This is a genomic window from Pilimelia terevasa (genome assembly GCF_014647915.1).
GTDB lineage: Bacteria > Actinomycetota > Actinomycetes > Mycobacteriales > Micromonosporaceae > Pilimelia > Pilimelia terevasa.
In genome coordinates, this window is sequence record NZ_BMQC01000002.1 from 465513 (window position 1) to 484270 (window position 18758).

The 18758-nt window shown below is 74.3% G+C and carries 16 protein-coding genes, 1 tRNA gene, 1 other RNA gene and 1 pseudogene; 12 read left to right on the forward strand and 7 right to left on the reverse strand.

Annotation, left to right across the window (positions count from 1 at the left end; genetic code table 11):
- Positions 1 to 155: 155 nt before the first annotated feature.
- Both IEY75_RS05065 and IEY75_RS05070 read right to left on the reverse strand, forming a co-directional pair.
- Entirely contained in the window at positions 156 to 1877 is a 1722-nt protein-coding gene (locus tag IEY75_RS05065) for an alkaline phosphatase D family protein (RefSeq protein WP_189112990.1), read from the reverse strand.
- Between the two features lie 61 nt (positions 1878 to 1938).
- Positions 1939 to 3576: an alkaline phosphatase D family protein gene (locus IEY75_RS05070; RefSeq protein WP_189112991.1), complete on the reverse strand. Its 1638-nt coding sequence runs from the start codon at positions 3574 to 3576 to the stop codon at positions 1939 to 1941.
- A gap of 194 nt (positions 3577 to 3770) precedes the next feature.
- Between IEY75_RS05070 and IEY75_RS05075 the strand changes: the two genes are divergently transcribed.
- The 4 genes from IEY75_RS05075 to IEY75_RS05090 all read left to right on the forward strand — a co-directional run bounded on the left by IEY75_RS05075 (position 3771) and on the right by IEY75_RS05090 (position 7212).
- Positions 3771 to 6026, forward strand: coding sequence for a transketolase C-terminal domain-containing protein (locus IEY75_RS05075; protein WP_189112992.1), 2256 nt, complete (start codon positions 3771 to 3773; stop codon positions 6024 to 6026).
- 128 nt (positions 6027 to 6154) lie between these two features.
- Positions 6155 to 6583 carry a DUF3052 domain-containing protein gene (locus tag IEY75_RS05080; protein ID WP_189112993.1) on the forward strand — a complete coding sequence of 143 codons (429 nt, stop codon included), beginning with the start codon at positions 6155 to 6157 and terminating at the stop codon, positions 6581 to 6583.
- Complete coding sequence (locus IEY75_RS05085; RefSeq protein WP_189112994.1) at positions 6570 to 7076, forward strand: peroxiredoxin; 507 nt, start codon at positions 6570 to 6572, stop codon at positions 7074 to 7076. The genes IEY75_RS05080 and IEY75_RS05085 overlap by 14 nt, the downstream gene beginning before the upstream one ends.
- A gap of 64 nt (positions 7077 to 7140) precedes the next feature.
- A tRNA-Val gene (locus IEY75_RS05090) sits at positions 7141 to 7212 on the forward strand.
- Positions 7213 to 7366: 154 nt separating this feature from the next.
- On the opposite strand, the gene IEY75_RS05095 is transcribed toward IEY75_RS05090, so the two are convergent.
- The gene (locus tag IEY75_RS05095) at positions 7367 to 7660 is read right to left on the reverse strand and encodes a hypothetical protein (protein ID WP_189112995.1); all 294 of its coding nucleotides are present in this window, start codon (positions 7658 to 7660) and stop codon (positions 7367 to 7369) included.
- Between the two features lie 290 nt (positions 7661 to 7950).
- On the opposite strand from IEY75_RS05095, the gene IEY75_RS05100 reads away from it, so the two are divergent.
- The gene (locus IEY75_RS05100; RefSeq protein ID WP_189112996.1) at positions 7951 to 8187 is read left to right on the forward strand and encodes a hypothetical protein; all 237 of its coding nucleotides are present in this window, start codon (positions 7951 to 7953) and stop codon (positions 8185 to 8187) included.
- Between the two features lie 75 nt (positions 8188 to 8262).
- On the opposite strand, the gene IEY75_RS05105 is transcribed toward IEY75_RS05100, so the two are convergent.
- Together IEY75_RS05105 and IEY75_RS05110 are read right to left on the reverse strand one after the other, a co-directional pair.
- Entirely contained in the window at positions 8263 to 8871 is a 609-nt protein-coding gene (locus IEY75_RS05105) for a hypothetical protein (RefSeq protein WP_189112997.1), read from the reverse strand.
- Positions 8872 to 9149: 278 nt separating this feature from the next.
- Positions 9150 to 9809: a bifunctional DNA primase/polymerase gene (locus IEY75_RS05110; RefSeq protein ID WP_189112998.1), complete on the reverse strand. Its 660-nt coding sequence runs from the start codon at positions 9807 to 9809 to the stop codon at positions 9150 to 9152.
- 259 nt (positions 9810 to 10068) lie between these two features.
- Here IEY75_RS05110 and IEY75_RS05115 point away from each other — a divergent pair.
- The 5 genes and pseudogenes from IEY75_RS05115 to IEY75_RS05135 all read left to right on the forward strand — a co-directional run bounded on the left by IEY75_RS05115 (position 10069) and on the right by IEY75_RS05135 (position 14760).
- Positions 10069 to 11297: pseudogene (locus IEY75_RS05115) on the forward strand (helix-turn-helix domain-containing protein).
- Between the two features lie 16 nt (positions 11298 to 11313).
- Positions 11314 to 11907, forward strand: a complete 594-nt coding sequence (locus IEY75_RS05120) for a flavoprotein (RefSeq protein WP_189112999.1) — start codon at positions 11314 to 11316, stop codon at positions 11905 to 11907.
- A 101-nt stretch (positions 11908 to 12008) separates the two neighbouring features.
- Positions 12009 to 12824 carry a Nif3-like dinuclear metal center hexameric protein gene (locus IEY75_RS05125; RefSeq protein ID WP_189113048.1) on the forward strand — a complete coding sequence of 272 codons (816 nt, stop codon included), beginning with the start codon at positions 12009 to 12011 and terminating at the stop codon, positions 12822 to 12824.
- Positions 12821 to 13561: a zinc ribbon domain-containing protein gene (locus IEY75_RS05130; protein WP_189113000.1), complete on the forward strand. Its 741-nt coding sequence runs from the start codon at positions 12821 to 12823 to the stop codon at positions 13559 to 13561. Before IEY75_RS05125 ends, IEY75_RS05130 begins: the two co-directional genes overlap by 4 nt.
- Positions 13558 to 14760 (forward strand): bifunctional RNase H/acid phosphatase, encoded by a 1203-nt coding sequence (locus IEY75_RS05135; protein WP_229789356.1) that lies wholly within the window; start codon positions 13558 to 13560, stop codon positions 14758 to 14760. Before IEY75_RS05130 ends, IEY75_RS05135 begins: the two co-directional genes overlap by 4 nt.
- 55 nt (positions 14761 to 14815) lie before the next feature.
- Here the strand turns inward: IEY75_RS05135 and IEY75_RS05140 are convergent, their stop codons facing one another.
- Entirely contained in the window at positions 14816 to 15187 is a 372-nt protein-coding gene (locus tag IEY75_RS05140; protein WP_189113001.1) for a hypothetical protein, read from the reverse strand.
- Positions 15188 to 15288: 101 nt separating this feature from the next.
- Positions 15289 to 16026, reverse strand: a complete 738-nt coding sequence (locus IEY75_RS05145; RefSeq protein ID WP_189113002.1) for a sulfite exporter TauE/SafE family protein — start codon at positions 16024 to 16026, stop codon at positions 15289 to 15291.
- 59 nt (positions 16027 to 16085) lie between these two features.
- Between IEY75_RS05145 and rnpB the strand changes: the two genes are divergently transcribed.
- Both rnpB and IEY75_RS05155 read left to right on the forward strand, forming a co-directional pair.
- Positions 16086 to 16468, forward strand: an RNA gene (gene rnpB / locus IEY75_RS05150) — RNase P RNA component class A.
- Between the two features lie 1491 nt (positions 16469 to 17959).
- Positions 17960 to 18658: a hypothetical protein gene (locus IEY75_RS05155; RefSeq protein ID WP_189113003.1), complete on the forward strand. Its 699-nt coding sequence runs from the start codon at positions 17960 to 17962 to the stop codon at positions 18656 to 18658.
- The last annotated feature ends 100 nt before the right edge of the window (positions 18659 to 18758 follow it).

Below are 18758 nucleotides of genomic sequence, written 5' to 3' on the forward strand. Positions count from 1 at the left end.
GGCGTCGTCATCACAGTGTGCGCTTCCATCCTGCCCCTTTTCCGTGCGCCCCGTCACGCTGGCGTGGTTTGTTGCCCCCGGCGCGGGCGCCCGGCGGCGCGCGCGGTCGCGGCGGCCCGCGCGGCGGACCCGGTCGGGGCGGCGGTGCGGCGGCGTCAGCCGGCCGTCTCGGCGGCGACCGTCTCCTCGGCCGTCGCCGCGCGGGCCAGCGCCGGGTCCAGCGGGCGCAGGTAGGTGGCGTGCAGCCCGCGCTCGCGGTCGGCGGCGGCGAACCGGGCGCGGCTGTAGGCCGGGGCGCCCGGCCCCGACACCTTGGGCACGACCTGGAAGTCCGCCTCCAGCTCCCGGGGGTCGAGCGTGGCCAGGACGAACCCGCGCTGGTTGTTGTAGAAGCGCAGGTGCGGGTTCTGCGCCATGAACGGGTGCCCGGCCGGGTCGCCGTCGTGCCCGTCGCCGCCGGAGGCCACCGAGGAGCAGACGATCTCGGCGCCGACGGCCGGCGCGGCGGGGTCGGCGTAGTCCAGGACCAGGTCGCCGGCCCAGTGGGCGTGCACGTCGCCGGTCAGCACCACCGGGTTGCGCACGCCCGCGGCCACCCAGCCGCGGGTGATCCGGTCCCGCGAGCCCAGGTAGCCGTCCCAGGCGTCCTGGCTGGTCACCAGCTTCGGGCCGGGGTCCCGGTCGCGCCGGCCGAAGAACACCTGCTGGGCCAGCAGGTCCCAGCGGGCCGACGAGGCGCGGAAGCCGTCCAGCAGCCAGCGCTCCTGCGCGGCGCCGGTGAGCGTGCGGGCCGGGTCGGCCGCGGCGGCGCACTCCCGGTACCCGTCGCCGCAGCCCTGGTCGTCGCGGTACTGCCGGGTGTCGAGCAGGTGCAGGGTGGCCAGGTCGCCCCAGTGCAGTCGCCGGTGCAGCGGCAGCGCCACCCCGCTCGGCCGGGCCGACCGGCGCAGCGGCATGTTCTCCCAGTACGCCCGCATCGCCGCCGCGCGCCGGTCGGCGAAGTGCGGGTCCGGCTTGCCGGGCACGTCGGCGGCCCAGTTGTCGACCACCTCGTGGTCGTCGAAGACGACCAGCCACGGCGCGGCGGCGTGGGCGGCCTGGAGGTCGGGGTCGGCGTGGTACTGGGCGTACCGCTGCCGGTACTGGGCCAGGGTGCGGGCCTGGTCGCCGACGTGCGCCCGCACCGCCCCGCCCGGCACCGGGTACCCGCCCGGGGCGTGCTCGTACTGGTAGTCGCCCAGGTGCACCACGAGATCGGGGTCGGCGGCGGCCAGGTGCCGGTACGCGGTGAACAGGCCGTGCTCGTACATGGCGCACGACACCAGGCCCAGCCGCAGCCGGCCGACCCGGGCGCCGCCGGCCGGCGCGGTGCGGGTCCGGCCCACGGCCGAGGCGTACCCGTCGGCGGTGAACCGGTAGTGGTACTCGCGGCCCGGCGCCAGGCCGTCCACCTCGACGTGGACGCTGTGCGCTTCCGCCGGCAGCGCGGCGGCGGTACCGCGCCGGACCACCTGGCTCAGCGCGGCGTCGTGCGCGAGCACCCAGGCGACCTCGACCGGTCGGTCAGGCATCCCGCCGAGGCCGTCGTCGGCCAGCGGCGCCACCGCCAGCCGGGTCCACAGGACGACGCCGCCGGGCGCCGGCTCGCCGGAGGCGACGCCGAGGGTGAACGGGTCCGCGCGCAGCCGCCGCTGCCCGCGCGCCGCGGTGCGGTCGCCGGGCCCGCCGACCCGGGCGCTGGCGGCCCCGCCCAGCGCCCCGGCCGCGACGAGGCCGGCGGCCGTGCCGGCCAGCAGCGTCCGGCGGGCCAGCGGCGCGGTCGCCGGGGCGCCGCCGGTCGGGCGGCCGCGCTCCGGCGGTCGCGGGATCGGTCCCATCTGTCGCCTCCCGTTCGCCATCCCCGACGCCGAGCCTGGCAGAGATCGACGTCGATCGGTATCACGTACCTCGGTGTTTCTCCGGCTGCACCCGGCGGGCGACCGGCGCGGGCGGGTCGACCGGGCGCAGGTAGGTCGGGTGCAGCGTCGCGTCCCGGTCGGCGAGCGCGTACCGGGCCCGCGAGTAGGCCGGCGCGCCCTGCCGGCTCACGTACGGGACCACCTGGAAGTCGGCGGTCAGCGTGGCCGGGGTGAGCGTGGCCAGCAGGTAGCCGCGCTGGTCGTTGTGGAACCGCAGGTGCGGGTTCGCGCCGAACAGCCGGTCCGCGGTCGGGGCGGCGTCGCCGCCGTCGCCGCCGGAGGTCACCGACGTGCAGACCAGCTCCGCGCCGACCAGGCGGGCGGCCGGGTCGCGGAAGTCGTGGGCGAGCTGCCCGGCCCAGTGGGCGTGCGCGTCGCCGGTGAGGACGACCGGGTTGCGCACGGCGTCGAACGCCCCGAGCACCGCCGCCCGGGAGGCCAGGTAACCGTCCCAGGAGTCGGCCCGGGTCGCCACCGCCGGGCCCGGGTCCCGGTCCCGCTGGCCGAAGAACACCTGCTGGCCGACCAGGTCCCAGCGGGCCGCCGACCGGTGCAGGCCGTCGCGCAGCCAGCGCTCCTGCGCCGCCCCGGTCAGGGTGCGCGCGGGTGCGGCCGCGTCGGGGCAGGCGCGGAAGCCCGGTCCGCAGGCCTGGGGGCTGCGGTACTGGCGGGTGTCCAGCAGGTGCAGGGTGGCCAGCCGGCCCCAGCGCAGCCGCCGGTAGAGCTGCAGGTGCGGGCCGACCGGCAGCGAGGTGCGGCGCAGGGGCATGTGCTCCCAGTACGCCCGCAGCGCCGCCGACCGCCGCGCGCGGAACGCCGGGTCGGCGTCGCCGCCGGCCCAGTTGTTGGCGACCTCGTGGTCGTCGAAGACCACCAGCCAGGGCGCGGCGGCGTGGGCGGCCCGCAGGTCCGGGTCGGTGCGGTACTGGGCGTGCCGGCGCCGGTAGTCGGCCAGGGTCGCCGTCTCCGGGCCGTCGTGGCCGCGGACGCCGCCGTACGGCGGCAGGTGGGTGTCCGGGGCGTACTCGTACAGGTAGTCGCCGAGGTGCAGGACCAGGTCCGGGAGCTGCGCGGCGAGCGCCCCGTAGGCGGTGAAGTAGCCGTGCTCGTACTGCGCGCACGAGGCGACCGCCAGCCGCAGCGCGCCGGGCAGCGACCCGGCCGGCGGCGCCGTCCGGGTCCGGCCCACCGCCGAGGCGTACCCCAGCGCGGTGAACCGGTAGAAGTACTCCCGCCCCGGCGCCAGCCCGTCGACCTCGACGTGCACGCTGTGCCCGTACGCCGGCACCGCCGGTGCGGTACCGCGGCGCACCACCCGGCGCAGGGCCGCGTCGTGCGCGACGACCCAGGCGACGGCGACCGGCCGGTCGGGCATCCCGCCGCGCCCGTCCGGGGCCAGCGGCTCGGGGGCGAGCCGGGTCCACAGGACGACGCTGTGCGCGTCGGGGTCCCCCGAGGCGACCCCGAGGGTGAACGGCTCCCGGCGCAGCCGCGCGGGGGCGCCGCCGAACGCGGCACCGGCGGCGGCCGCCGCCGACACACCGGTCACGGCGGCCGCCGCCGAGACGGCGGTACCGGCGAGCACGACCCGCCGCGACAGTCGCTCCGGGAACTCCATGCAACTCCCCTGACCTGCGCGAACACGCCACGATCGCACGAATGTCCCCGGGCGGGAATCCCCGCGCCGGCCAGGTGTGCATTGACGAACGTCGCTGCCTGTCCGCGCGGTGGCCGGCGTGTCCCCTCCCGCGGTTCCCGCCGGCCACCGTCCAGCCAGGAGTCACCGGGTGGCAGGCGGCCCGTAATTCGGTCATGCTGGCCGGCGTGACCACGCCGCACGATCTGGACCAGCGGTTCCGGGCCGCTGTCGCCGAACTCGCCGAGCCGATCCTGCTCAGCGACCCCGGCGCCCCGCTCGTCGACGGCGCCGCGCTGTCCGGGGCCGCCGCGCTGGAGATCTTCGACGCCCAGCTCACCGCCCGGCACCTCGACCTCGCCGGCCGCTGGCTGCGCAGCTTCGGCGCCGGATACCAGGGCATCCCGGGCGCCGGCCACGAGAGCACGGCCGCCGTCGCGTACGCCCTGCGGCCCACCGACCCGGCCCTGCTGCACCACCGGTCCGCCGCGTTCTACTGCGTCCGCGCCGCCCAGCACGGCGTCGCCGACCCGGCCACCGCCCTGCTGCGCTCCGCCGTCGGCTCCGCCGCCGACCCGGGCTCCGGCGGTCGGCACCGCTCGTACGGCGACGCCACCCTGCACACCGTCCCCACCACCGGCCGGCACGCCGGCCACCTGCCGCGCGCCGTCGGCGTCGCCTACGCCATCGACCAGGGCGCGCTCGACCCGGGCGCGCCCGGCCCCTGGCCGGCCGACGCCATCGCCGTGGCCAGTTTCGGCGACGGTGCCGTCGAGTACGCCGACCTGCTCACCGCCACGGCGCTCGCCGGCTGGCTCAGCCACGGCGACGGCCAGCTCCCCCTGCTGCTGGTCTGCGAGGACAACGGCCTCAGCGGCGGCGTCCGCGGCCGGCCCGGCCGGGTCGAGGCGGTCCTGCGGGGGCGCCCCGGGCTGCGGTACCTCGGGGCCGACGGCGGCGACCTGGTCGGCGCGTACGAGACGGCCCTCGACGCCGCCGCCTGGGTCCGCCGGGAACGCCGCCCCGCCGTCCTGCACCTGCGCACCGTCCGGCTGCTCGGCCACGACGTCGGCGACGCCGAGCGCAGCTACCGCCCCGCCGCCGAACTCGCCGCCGACGCCGAGAACGACCCCCTGCTCGGTACCGCCGCCCTGCTCGTGGACGCCGGCCTGCGCACCACCGCCCAGGTCGCCGCCCGGTACGACGAGATCGGCTGGCAGGTCCGGCAGCGCGCCGAGCAGGTCATCGCCGAGGCCAAGCACGACGACCCGGCCGACCTCACCGCCCCCATCGCCCCCCGCCGGCCGGCCCGGGTGGCCCGTGCCGTGGCCGAGGCCGCCGCGGCCGCCGCCACGCCCGCCCGGTCCGCGGCCTTCGGGGGCGCGCTGCCCGAGGACGGCCCGCCGCTGACCCTGGCCGGCGCGCTCACCGCCGCGCTCACCGACGTCCTGCTCAGCCACCCCCGGGCCGTGCTGTTCGGGCCGGACGTCGCCAACCGCGGCGGCGACCACCGGGTCACCGCCGGCCTGCGTCGCCGGTTCGGCCCGCAGCGGGTCTTCGACACCCCCGCCGACGAGTCCGCCGTCGTCGGCCTGGGCCTGGGCGCGGGGCTCGGCGGCGTCCTGCCCCTGTGCGAGCTGCCCGAGCTGGCCAGCCTGCGCCGCGCCGACGAACAGCTCCGCGGCCAGGCGGCCACCCTGGGCTTCCTGTCCGCCGGGGCGCTGCGCAACCCGCTCGTCCTGCGGGTCCCCGGCCTCGGCTACGACCCGCGCGGCCAGGGGCTGCCCGCCGACGACCACGCCCTGGCCGCGCTGCGCGACGCCCCCGGCCTCGTCGTCGGCGTCCCCGCGCGGGCCGCCGACGCCGCCGGGATGCTGCGCGCCTGCGCCACCAGCGCCGCCGTCGACGGCAGCGTCTGCGTCCTGGTCGAGCCGACCGCCCTGTACCACGCCACCGACCTGCACGCCGACGGCGACGGCGCCTGGACCGACCCCTACCCGCCCCCGCAGCGCTGGGCCGACGCCCACGTCCCCATCGGCCGCGCCCGCACCTACGAGGTCGGCTCGGGCGCCGACCTGACCGTGCTCACCTTCGGCAACGGCGTCCGGCTCAGCCTGCGGGCCGCGCACGCCCTGGCCGCCGACGGCGTGGGCAGCCGCGTGGTGGACCTGCGCTGGCTGAATCCGCTGCCCGTGGCCGACCTGGCCCGCGAGGCCGCCGCCACCGGCCGGGTCCTCATCGTGGACGAGACCCGCCGCTCCGGCGGCGTCGGCGAGGGGGTCATCGCGGCGCTCCTGGACGCCGGGTTCGTGGGCGCGGCCCGTCGGGTCGCGGCGGCGGATTCGTTCATTCCGGTCGGTCCGGCAGCGCAGTGCGTCCTGGTCGGGGAGGATGCGATTCGGGAGGGCGCCGATGCGCTCCTGGGCAGGTAAATCGACGGGCCTCCGGTGCGCCACTTGCGCTACGGCGGACAACTGTGTGGACTACCGGCTACGGCTCCCACCCGGGGAGCCGAGCGACCGGGCGCGGCAGGCGCCCACAGAGAGGGAGGCACGCGACAGTGAGCGCGACCGCTGGCCAGGCCGCCGACGGCGTCCGGGGCTTGGTGGACCGGATGTTCGAGCCGGACACGGCAGTCATGGAGATCGGGTACGACGACGACGTCGACGCCGAACTGCGTGACGCGATCATCGACCGGTGCGGCGACCTCCTCGACGACGACACCGACGAAGTCGTCGACGCGGTGCTGATGTGGTGGCGGGACGGCGACGGGGATCTCGTCGACGAACTCGTCGACGCCCTCAGCCCCCTGGCCGAGGACGGCATCATCTGGTTGGTGACCCCGAAGTCGGGCCGCGACGGCCACGTCGAGCCGAGCGAGATGAGCGAGGCCGCGCCCACCGCGGGGCTCCAGCAGACCTCCACCCTGAACGTCGGCAAGGACTGGAGCGCCGCCCGCCTGGTGGCCCGTGGCCGTGGCAAGAAGTAGCGGCCCGCAGGTCGGCGACCCGGCGCCCGAGTTCGCCCTCAAGGACCAGAACAACCAACTGGTCCGGCTGGCCGACTTCCGGGGGCACAAGACCGTCCTCCTGGTCTTCTACCCGCTCGCGTTCACGGGCACCTGCCGGGGCGAGCTGGCCGAGATCCAGCGGCGCCTGCCCGAGTACCACGGCGACGCCGTGCACACGCTGACGGTCAGCGTCGACTCGGTGTACAGCCACAAGGTGTTCTGCACCCAGGAGGGCTTCGACTTCCCGATGCTGGCCGACTTCTGGCCGCACGGCGAGGTCGCCCGCTCCTACGGGGTGTTCAACCCGGTGGCCGGCTTCGCGGACCGGGGTACGTTCGTCATCGACCCCGCGGGCGTGGTTCGGTTCGCCGAGCACGCCGACCCCGGCGCCACCCGCGACCAGGCGCCCTGGCGGGCGGCGCTCGCCGCGGCGGCCGGGGAGCCGGCGGGGGAGGCCCGCGCGGTAAGCTGACCGCCGACGCCGCCCTCGGCGGTGTCTCGACCGCGATCCCCGCGTGGGGTCGCGGTCGCGCGACGGGTGCGTAGCTCAGTGGGAGAGCATCCGCCTTACAAGCGGAGGGTCGCAGGTTCGAAACCTGCCGCGCCCACCCGACACCTCTGACCCGCGGGCCAGATCCTGTCTCTGAGCGGCCGGGCAGCACCGAACCGCCCCGCCCGGCCGAAGCCGGAGCGGGGCGGTTGCGCGCTGTGGGCGTCCGTCCACGCCGACGGGCAGAGACGGCGCGGCGTCAGGCGGGGAACTCAGGCGTTCACGACGTACGCGACCTGGTCGATCGCGGTCTTCGCCGGGCAGTCGCCCTTGCCGTGCTGGTCGAGCTGGCTCGTCAGGACGGCGAGGTCGATCTGGCAGACGGCCGCGGCCACGCCGACGGCGACGTTGTTGAGGATCGTGGTCTCGTTGCCGTTCAGAATGTCCTTGACGACCACGTTGACGAGCCCGCCGCCGCCGGCCGGGGCGGCGGACACTGCCTGGGCCGGCACGAGGGCGGTGGTGGCGGCGAGGACCAGGGCAGCCAGGGCGTTTCGCTTCATCATGACATTTCCTCCAGATTGGGGAATCTCGGTCAGTTCTGCGATGCTCCTGGAGGTACCCTGGTGTCCAATGTGGAAACGTCGTCTGACGACTGCACAGCGGCGCTGTGTGCACCGTCACACCGTCATAGGAGGCTCATCCCGCATCAAGCGCCGCGTATCCCCGGCGAGGGTGGCCGCCCCGACTGGTAAGAAAGCCAACCTCCACGCCGGCCGGCCGACTGCGGCTCTGTCGCACTCGATGCGCTACGTCCGTACGCCGACCGCCAGCCGGGACCCTGGGAGACGCTGCGATGACCAAGCCCCGCCGCACCACCCCCGAGGACCGGTCCCGCGCGGAGCACCTGCGGGAGGCGTCCGCGCCCGCACGCCGCGAGGCCGTGCGCGAGCGCGCGGAGGCGGAGCTGCGGACGCTGGCGGACGCCGAGCGCCAGCGGGAGCGGCAGGCCGAGGTCGACCGGCTCCAGGGCATCATCGACGAACTGCGGGCGGCCGCCGCCGACGCGGAACGCCCCCCGGGCCCGCAGTAGGGCCGGGGGCCGCACAGCCGGCCCAGGGGTGACCGGAGGCCGCGGGCGGCAGGCGACCCCGCCGCCCGCGGGCGGCTACTTCTCCTCGCCCTTGGGGCCTTCCTTGCTGCACTTCTCCGAGGCTGGGGCGCAGACCGCGAGGTAGCTGCCGAGGAACGCCTTCTTCTGCGCGCCGTTGTGGCGGTAGGTGACCCACACGCCGCGCTGGACGCCGCGCCCCTTCTTCAGCACCTTGTACCCGAGGAGTACGTGCAGGACGGCGGGCTTGCCGTTGACCGGGGCGGGCACCTCGTAGTTGCCGTCGCCCTGGAGCCCGCCGAACAGGTCCCACTCCTGGCGCGACTTGGCCTTCGGCGGCCACTCGGGCAGCTCCTGGAAGCCCTGGCCCTGCTGCGACTCGTTGAGGACCCGTACGCCCTGGCCGTCGAGGTCCAGGACGTCACCCTCCAGTACCGGGTCGACGTCCTCGATGATGATCGGCCCCTGGGCCACCTCGCTGACGGTGAGGCCGGTGGTGAACAGCGCCCCGACGTCCTTGGAGGTGGCCCAGCCGTAGGAGGCCGTGTTCGTGAGTACGTCGTCCCCGGCCTTGGGTGAGGTCTTCTCCGCCTCCCCGCAGGCGGCGAGCCCGGCGGCCAGCGCGACGGCGGCGGTCGCCGCCGTCCAACGGCGCGTGTGTGTCATGTGCGTCCTCCCCAGTCCCCGAGTACGGCTAACAACTTAGCCGGACGCCATCGACCCGCGTGCTCGGCCGATCGGTCGAGGGATCGACGGGCGTCCGGCCAGGGGTCCGGGTGCACGACGGCGAACCGCGCGGGAGGAAGCGGCCTCCGGTGCGTCCGGGGGCGGTGTCGGGGCGAAGCGGACGCGCCGGTGGCGTCGCGCCGCGCGAATGGTGAGCGGTGGGTCGCGCGGCGGGAACGGTCCGTATAGCGTCTGCCGACTATGGACGGACCGGCCCGCTACGCGGCCATGGCCTGGGCGAGCCGGGGCAGCGCACCGCGCCGGGCGGGCGGGGCGCTGAGCGCGTCGGCGACGAGGGCCTGCACGGCGTACGGGTCGGGCAGCCGCCAGTTGACCTCGGTCGGCGTGACCGACCAGCGCACCGGCCCCTCCAGGAGCCGGGTCGGCGGGGCGGGCACCCACGAGCCGGCGCCGTGCAGCAGGACGTCGGGGTGGCCGTCCAGTTCGGGGCGCAGCCGCGCTCCGGCGGCGAGGAAGAACATCCACCGGCCGCCCGGCGTGGTGGCCAGGGGGCCGCGCAGCGGCCGGCGGCTGGGGCCGAGCACGTACCCGTGGACGCGGGCGAGGCTGGTCACCCACAGGCCGAGGTGCGCGGGCACCTCCAGGACGTCCACGACGCCGCCGGTGGCGATGAGCACCGTGCGGGCGCGGCCCCGCCACCACCGCTCGACGGCGGCCGGGTCGGTGGTGGCGCTGGTCTCCCAGTCGGCGTGGGCGGGGTGGCAGGTGTGCGTGCGGCAGCCCGTCCGGTCGCAGGCGAACCGGGCGCCGCGCCGCCAGGCGCCCGGGGTGACGGTCCAGCCGCTGCGGGCGTACCGGGCGGCGGCGCGGCGGAGGCGGACGACATCGATGAGGTGGGTACCGGGCAACTGCTGCATGAGGCTCTACCCCTTTCGTCACAGGGCCCGGCGTGAGGCTCGACGCCGGCCGTCACCGCCGGAGCGGGTGCTCGTTGCGGTTGGCAGGAACGCGCGGTGCAAGTTGCATAAGTTCCTACGAGGATCAACCACTATCTAGGCGTACAAGCAGTGCGATAACTGGAAATTGTGGTTGAGTCCACAATTGACAGCCTGTGGGATCGTCCGTCTGATAATGGGCGACCCGGGCTGTCCGCTCGGCAAGGGGGAGGACACCGGCGTGGAGGAGATGCCGATCGGGCGGCGCGTCGCCTACTGGCGCGGCCGCCGCAAGATGTCGCAGCAGGTCTTCGCCGACCGGCTCGGCAAGTCCAAGAGCTGGGTCGACAAGGTGGAGCGCGGCGTCCGGCGGCTGGACAAGTTCTCGGTCATCTACGAGATCGCCGACGTGCTCACCGTGGACGCCCAGCTCCTGCTCGGCCGCGAACCCGAGCGCCGGCCGGACAGCATCAACTGCATCGACCAGATGGAGGTCGAGGAGATCCGGTCGGCGCTGGAGCGGTACGACCAGATCAGCGCCTTCTTCTACGCCGCGCCCGAGCCGCCCCGGCTGGACGAGGTGCGCAAGGCCGTCAGCCACGCCTGGCTGACCTACCAGCACGCCAAGTACGGCGTCCTGGCCCGCGCACTGCCGCGGCTGCTGCGCGACGCCCAGACCGCCGACACCGCGTACGCGAAGACGACGCAGGCCGAGCAGGCCGCGCACCTGCTGGGCCAGGTGTACCAGATCGCCTCCTCGGCGCTGCGCAAGCTGGGCGAGCACGAGCTGTCCTGGCTCGCCGCGGACCGGTCCATCGCCGTGTCCCAGCGGGCCGGCGACTACCTGCTGGCGGGCATCGCCAGCTACCGCGTCGGCAGCTCCCTGCTGGCCCTGGGCCGGGCCCGGCCGGCGCTGGAGGTCAACGTCAACATCGCCAACCGGCTGGCCGCGGACAGCCTCGGCGAGTCCACGCCGGAGCGCCTCAGCGTGTACGGGATGCTCCTGCTCAACGGCGCCATGGCCGCCGCCCGGATCGGGTGCAGCGCCACCGTCCGCGACCTCATCGCCGGTGCCGAGGAGGCCGCCGCCCAGCTCGGCGGCGACCACAACCACTACTGGACCTGCTTCGGCCCGACCAACGTCCAACTGCACAAGGCGGCCGCGGCCGTCGAGATGGGCGAGGGCCGGGTGGCCGTGCAGACCCACGAGTCGATCGACCCGCAGGGCTTCGCCGCGCTGCTGCCCGAGCGCCGCGCCCACCACTTCATCGACGTCGCCCGCGCCTACACACAGGTGGGCGACGTGGAGAAGGCCAGCGAGCTGCTGCTGGAAGGCGATAGGTTGGCCCCTGCGGAGATCCGCTGCCGGCCGGCCGCGCACGAAGTCCTCACCGACGTCCTGCGCCGCACCCGGGGGCGCCCTCAGCCCCGATCGCGGAACTCGCCGAGAACATGGGAGTGGGCGTATGAGAGTGGGCTTACCGCGATGACGGCCGGGCCGCCGGCCGGCGGGGAGGACGAGCGCGGCACGCCGACGCTGTACGTCCTCGTCTGCGCCGCCCTGCCGGCGCGCGACGTCGGGGTCCTGGTGGAGCACGCCGGCCGCACCGGCTGGCAGGTCTGCGTCGTCACCACGCCGAACGCGAAGGACTTCGTCGACGGCCCGGCGCTGGCGGCGCGGACGGGCCACCCCGTGCGGGCGGCCTACAAGCACCCCGACGCGCCCGACGTCCTGCCGTCGCCGGACGCGCTGGTGCTCGCACCGGCGACCTTCAACACCATCAACAAGTGGCGCGCCGGCATCACCGACACGCTGGTCCTGGGACTGCTGACCGAGCAGCTCGGGCTCGGTCGGCCCGTCGTCGCCGCCCCGTACACCAACCGGGCGATGGCCGCCCACCCCGCCTTCGGCGAGAGCCTGGCCGCCCTGCGCGACTGGGGCGTGACCGTCGTGTACGAGGACGGGTCGCTGGGCCAGCCGGGCGCCGCGGACGCCTCGACGTTCCCCTGGCGCGCCGTCTGCACGGCCGTCGACCGCCTGCGGGTAGCGGCGGCAGCGCACACCGTCCCCGCCTGGTGACCGCCGCCTCCCCTGATGGGCGGAACGCCCCGGGCCGGGCTGGTAGCCTCGCGGCCGTGCCGCAGACCTCCACCCCCGTCGCCCCGCCAGCCGTCGCCGACGTGGTCGCCGCGCTCGACCGGCGCTACCCGCCCCGGTGGGCGCAGGAGTGGGACCGGGTGGGCCTGGTGCTCGGCGAGCCCGCCGCCCCGGTGCGCCGGGTGCTGTGCGTCGTGGACTGCGTACCGGAGACCGTCGCCGAGGCGCTCGCGGCCGGCGCCGACCTGATCGTCGCCCACCACCCGCTGCTGCTGCGCGGGGTGAGCAGCGTCGCGCCCACGACGTACCAGGGGCGGATCGTCCACGACCTGATCAGGGGCGGGGTGGCGTTGTACGTCGCCCACACCAACGCCGACGTCGCCGCCCCCGGCGTCTCCGACGCGCTCGCCGCCCGCCTCGGCCTGCGCGACCTGCGGCCGCTCGCCCCCGCCGAGGGGCCGGCGGCCGGGGACGGCCGCGGCATCGGCCGCGTCGGCCGGCTGCCGGCGCCGCTGAGCCTGCGCGCCTTCACCGCGCACGCCGCCGCCCGCCTCCCGGCCACCTCCTGGGGCGTGCGCGCCGGGGGCGACCCGGACCGGGTGATCCGCACCGTCGCCGTCAGCGGCGGGGCCGGCGACAGCTACCTGGCGGCCGCCCGCGCGGCCGGCGTCGACGCGTTCCTCACCGCGGACCTGCGCCACCACCCGGCCGGCGCGCACCTGGCCGCCGGTGGTCCCGCCCTGCTCGACGCGGCCCACTGGGCGACCGAACGGCCCTGGCTGGACGACGTCGCCGCCTTCCTGCGCGACAGCCTGCCGGTGGCCGCGACCGCGTCCGACCTCGACACCGACCCCTGGACCCTGCACCACGCCAGCACCGCCGCGAAGGAGAATTCGTGAAGGCCGCACCCGCCGCCCAGCTCCGCCTGCTCGACCTGCAGGCGGTGGACACCACGCTGGCGCAGCTCGCCCACCGCCGCCGCCACCTCCCCGAACACGCCGCGCTCGACGCGCTGGCGCTCCAGGTGTCCAAGCAGGAGGACGCCCGGGTGCGCGCCCAGGTCACCGTGGACGACCTCGACCGGGACATCGCCCGGCTGGAGAGCGACGTCGACCAGGTCCGCGCCCGCCGCGCCAAGGACGAGGACCGGCTCGTGGCCGGCGGCCTGCCGGCCCGGGAGCTGACCGCCCTCCAGCACGAGGTCACCTCGCTGCAGCGCCGGCAGTCCGAGCTGGAGGACGCCGAGCTGGCGCTCATGGAGCAGCGGGAGACCGCCCAGGCCGCGCTCGACGAGGTACTCGGCCAGCTCGCCGCCAGCCGGGCCGAGCGCGAGGCCGCCCAGGTGCGGCGGGACGAGGCGCTGGCCGCCATCGCCAAGGACGAGAAGTTCCAGGAGCTGGCCCGCCGGCCGCTCCTCGCCGAGCTGCCCGCCGACCTGCTGGCGCTGTACGACAAGGTGCGCGAGACCTCCGGCGGGCTGGCCGCCGCCGCGATCCACGCCGGGCGCTGCGGCGGCTGCCGGATCGAGTTCTCCGGCGGCGAGAAGGCCCGAATCCAGGGGCTGGCGCCCGACGAGGTGATCCGCTGCGAGGACTGCCGCCGGATCATGGTGCGGACCCCGGAGTCCGGCCTGTGACCGGTGGCCTGCGCGTCGTCGTCGAGGCCGACGGCGGCTCCCGCGGCAACCCCGGCCCGGCGGGCTACGGCGCGGTCGTCCGCGAGGCCGCCACCGGCGAGATCCTGCTGGAGCGCGCCGAGTCGATCGGCGTCGCCACCAACAACGTCGCCGAGTACTCCGGCATGATCGCCGGCCTCCAGGCCGCCGCCGACCTCGGCGCCGCCCGGGTCGAGGTCCTGATGGACTCCAAACTGGTCGTCGAGCAGATGAACGGCCGGTGGCAGATCAAGCACCCCGGCCTGCGCCCGCTGGCCGCCCAGGCGGCGACGCTGGTCCGCCGCTTCGACGCGGTCACCTTCGCCTGGATCCCCCGCGCCCGCAACGTCGACGCCGACCGCCTCGCCAACGAGGCGATGGACGCCGCGGCCGGCAAGCCCGCCCGCGCGGCCCGCACCGCGGCGCCGGCCGCGCGGGCGCGGCCGCGCGACGCGCCGGCCGCCGGCGACCGGGATCCGCGGGGCACGTCCGACAGCGGTACCGCGCCGGACAGCGGCGGGTCGGTGGATCCCGCGGTGGTCGCGGGGGCGGGGGAGCGGCTGCGGCTGGTGCTCGTGCGGCACGGGGAGACCGAGCTGACGCGGCAGCGGCGGTACGCGGGGCGGACCGACGCCACCCTGACCGCGTACGGGCGCGCGCAGGCCAAGGCCGTCGCGGCGCGCGTCGCCCAGCTCGCCGGGGGCCGGCTGGACGCCGTGTGGACCTCGCCGCTGTCCCGGTGCGCGGCCACCGCCGACGCCCTCGCCGCGGCGGCCGGCGGCGCCGTGGTGCACACCGAACCCGACCTGGTCGAGTGCGACTTCGGCCACTGGGACGGCCTGACCTATGCCCAGGTCCGCGAGCGGTGGGCCGACCTGCACGACCGGTGGCTCACCTCCACCGAGGTGGCCCCGCCCGAGGGCGAGACGTTCGCCGAGGTCGGCGTGCGGGTCCGGCGGGCCGTCGCCCGGCTGCGCCGGGCCCACCCCACCGGTACCGTCGCCGTCGTCAGCCACGTCTCCCCGCTCAAGCTCGTCCTGCGCGACGCCCTCGGCGCCACCGACGCCCTCCTGCACCGGCTGTACCTGGACCCCACCGGCATCTCGGTGGTCGACTCCTGGCCCGACGGCGGCGTGGCCGTCCGCACCGTCAACGACACCGCCCACGTACCGCCGGCCTGACGCGGTGGCGGGGCCGTCGCGCGACGGCCCCTCCACCACCCGCGGGGGGCGGGGTTCACCAGGTGTCGATCGAGATGAAGGCGCTGCCGTTGCTGCCGTTGTTGCGGGCGCAGAACGAGTAGTAGCCCGGGCCGCGCCAGTTCGGGAAGCCCGGGCGGGTCTCCGCGGCGAAGCTGGCCACCTGCGCGCCCGAGCCGGCGATCTGCACCCCGGCGTACCGGAGCTGGAAGTTCGCCCCGGAGCCGGTCACGATCCAGCCCTCGCCGCGGACGAAGCTGGACGCGTACTGCGTGACGCACTGCAGGCCGTACGCCGGGCCGACCGGGACCACCGTCGAGGCGGCGCTCGCGGCGCTCGGGAGGCCGATCACGGCGGCGGCGGAGGCGGCGACGGCGGCGGTGGCGCGCCGGGCGGTGGTGGTCTTCATGATGACTCCTCGGTCTCATTTCCGGGTGTTGCGGACAACCCGAAAATTACGGGCGCGCGCTGACCGGCCGCGAGACCGTTCCGTGCCCAGTTCCGGCCCGATCAGCGCCCGAGCTGCCCGGCCAGCAGGCCCAGCCCCGCCGCCGTACCGCACACCACGATCGCCACCCGCAGCACCCGCGCCGGCAGCACCCGCGCCGCGCGTACCCCCAGGTAGCCGCCCACCACCGTCGCCGGGGCGACCGCGGCGACGACGGCCCAGTTCACCGGCCCCCACACCGCGAACACCGCCACCGCCACCGCGGCGATCACGGCCTGGAAGACCGCCTTGCCGGCGTTCACCCGGTGCAGCGGCTCGGCGGCCGTCAACCCGAGCACCGCGATCAACACCAGCCCCACGGCCGCCCCGAAATACCCGCCGTACACCGCCGTCAGCCCCACCGCGACCTGGGCCGCCGCCGGGTGCGGCACCGCCGAGGACAGCCGCCGGATCCGGTCCTGGAACGCGATGGCCGCCGTCGCCGCCAGCATCAGCACCGGGGCCGACCACGCGAACGCCCGCGCCGGTGTCGACAGCAGCAGCGCGCACCCGGCCAGCGTCCCGACCACCAGCGCCGGCAGCAGCCGCACGAGCCGCGCCTGCCCCGCCAGCTCGTCCCGGGACGCCGCGATCGCCGGAAGATAGCCGGGCAGTACCGCGACGGAGTTGCTGACGTTCGCGGCCACCGGCGGCACCCCCAGCGCCACCAGCATCGGGAAGGTGATCAGGGAGCCACCCCCGGCGACGGCGTTCACCGCCCCCGCCGCCACACCCGCCACCACGAGCACCACCCACTCCACCCCCTGATCCTGCGTGATCGGGCGCGCTTTGTCGCCGCGTACGATGGCGGAGCGACGGACGAGTCGGCCGGGCGGTCGCGTCGGCGGGGAGACCCGCCACCGAGGAACGTCCGGACTCCACAGGGCAGGGTGGTTGTTAACGGCAACCCGGGGCGACCCGCGGGACAGTGCCACAGAGAACAGACCGCCGGCTTCGGCCGGTAAGGGTGAAACGGTGGGGTAAGAGCCCACCAGCGCCCCGGGTGACCGGGGCGGCTAGGTAAACCCCACCCGGAGCAAGGCCAAGAAGGGCCGCGCGAGCGGTCCGCGCAGGCGTTCGAGGACGGCCCGTCCGAGCCTGCGGGTAGGCCGCTGGAGCCTGACGGCGACGTCAGGCCGAGATGGATGGCCGCCCCTCGGCGCAAGCCGAGGACAGAATCCGGCGTACAGGCCGACTCGTCCGCCGCCCACCAGGTCACAGCCACGACCAAGGCTGTGACCTGGGCGAACACCCGACTGTTGATGGTCGAGAGTGGTCGTCGTTGGTCCCCTTCCGACGGCCCCACGACGGCCCGGACGGCCCAGAGACGGCCCAGACTGCGGGCGCCTGCTCAGTTTGGAAGAAGCATCTGGGCACCCGTGATACATGCGCTGAGCTGCATGAACTCTAACCAGAGCGATGCTGTTGCCCCTTGATGACCCCGGTCAGCCGGTGGATCGGGTATTCGCCGGTGCCCGGTCAAGGAATCGGGTCGGCCGCTTTGACAGTGATCGCGCTGCTGCCTACCCGAGCGTCATCGCATTCTGTAGCCGGCGGGGTCGCCGATTTAGTCGATTTGCGCCTATCGAGGGCAGATATTCCTGTGATCCATATCTCAAGGTGATGGCAGAGCGCCGGTCACACTGAGTAGCAGATGGCCGCATGCCATACGCTGGGCCGCGAACCACGGCCCAGCAGTCAGTCAAGGGCTTCTTCCGGCAAGTATTCGGGCAAATCGTCCACGATGCGAAACGCAACGTGTTGATGATCTTTACGGACCGACATTGCCGAAAATCGCGGTAGGGGATCCAATACTCACGAGTCAGGCAGAAATGACGGAGCCCGGGTGGCTAGACCCGGGCTCCGTCGCTCGACTCTCGTTGTCGCCGTCCTGCGATAGGAGAATCCCCGTGAAGGTAGCAAGGGACCATGCCCTCCGCCACTGCCATCGCCACCGTCGGCGCCAGCGGCAGTACAGCCAGGCGATCAAGTTGCTGCGCGACCTGGCCCCCTTCATCGCCGCCGTCGCGGCGCTGGTGGCAGCACTGTCGAATGGCACTCTTCGCTAGAGCCCTCCCATCCCGTCTGCTGTCGTCCCGCCCTTGGGGGGTGCGGGCCGGCCCCGGGGTGACCAGGTGGAGCGCCCGGCGGACGTACGACCTGGTCGCCCCGGGGCCGGTCTGCTCGGCTTGCCCGGGACGTCAGCAGGCGGGATGGCACTCAGCCCCACCCCGGCCACGCACCCAGCGCAAGGGCCGCGCGGGCCTCGGCCATCTCGGAGCAGGAGGCCCCCGCCGGAGGCGCTCTAACCGCAACCGGCTAGGGCCGCAGGCCGCATCCACCACGGCGACCTGGTCGCCGAGCTGGTGCACGTACGGCCCGCACGGCGGGCACCCGTCATGCGCGCGACGCAACGCCCCGCGCTGCCAACCTCGGCGGCCCGGGGTGTTGTGGTGTTGACGAAGCGCCAGGCGCCGGGCGTGCTGCGCGGCCGGAACGGAGCCCCGCGGAGTGGAGGCCGCGCGCCCTGGCGGCGGCGCGTGCGGCCCGCTTGCCGGGCCGCCTTGAAGTCGTACAGAAACTTTGAACAGTATGAGCTGATCATCTTGTCCGGGCTCAGGACGTAAGCGAGAAATTCGTCTCGCGCCTGGCAGCCATTGAGTACCTGTCGGACTGTCGACTATGGTGCTTCACGTGGGCGCAAATGACCGATCGATCGATGACGTCAAGGAACTCATTTCTGAGTGGTCACGTAAGCTAGCTAGACTTCTCGTCGTTCTAGCTAAGCTGACTGCATTTGGAATTGACGCCCTCCTTAATGCCACTTTGGAGGCTCGAAAGCTGGTCGAATATCTGCCGGTGCATTGGCATGCCCGGGCGGCACTAGGACTGCCAGAGTTTGAGGGAAGCGTGAACTATGAAAGTGCCCCGGTCGTCAGCGCTAAGGTAATGAAACAATTGCCTTTGATAAGAGAAGACACTAAAAGAGAGCGAGATGAGTTTTGGCTATTCTTCAACCTCCTGTTCGGCGCTATCGTCCTTCTGGCAGGCGCAGCGATCTACTTCCGCGATGACCTTGCAGTCTGGAACATCCTGCATTGGCCCAAACACGGAAGCCTCTTAGAAAGAAGCGAAACCTGGGCTGCCAGTGGCGCTTCTGCCATTGGCCTGGGTGGGCCGATCGTTTTTGCTACATCTTTGCTAGGTGCTGCCGTTTTTGTGGCATTGGTTTTGAAGTATCTAATCATTGCGACCCACCAAAGTTGGAGATTCTATAGGAAGGCGACTGAGCGGCAAGTTTCACCACTGGTAAGAGACGCCATCAATGAACACGTGAACGAAACTCATCCTCACGACCTGCTTGTTGTTTGGGTCTGCTGCACCAACTGGTGACACCTGAGCTGGCTTGCCGTTGAGGCGGGCTGGAAGGATGCCACCGTGCCCAAGCCCTACCCCCGAGAGTTCCGTGACGACGTCGTGCGGGTCGCCCGCG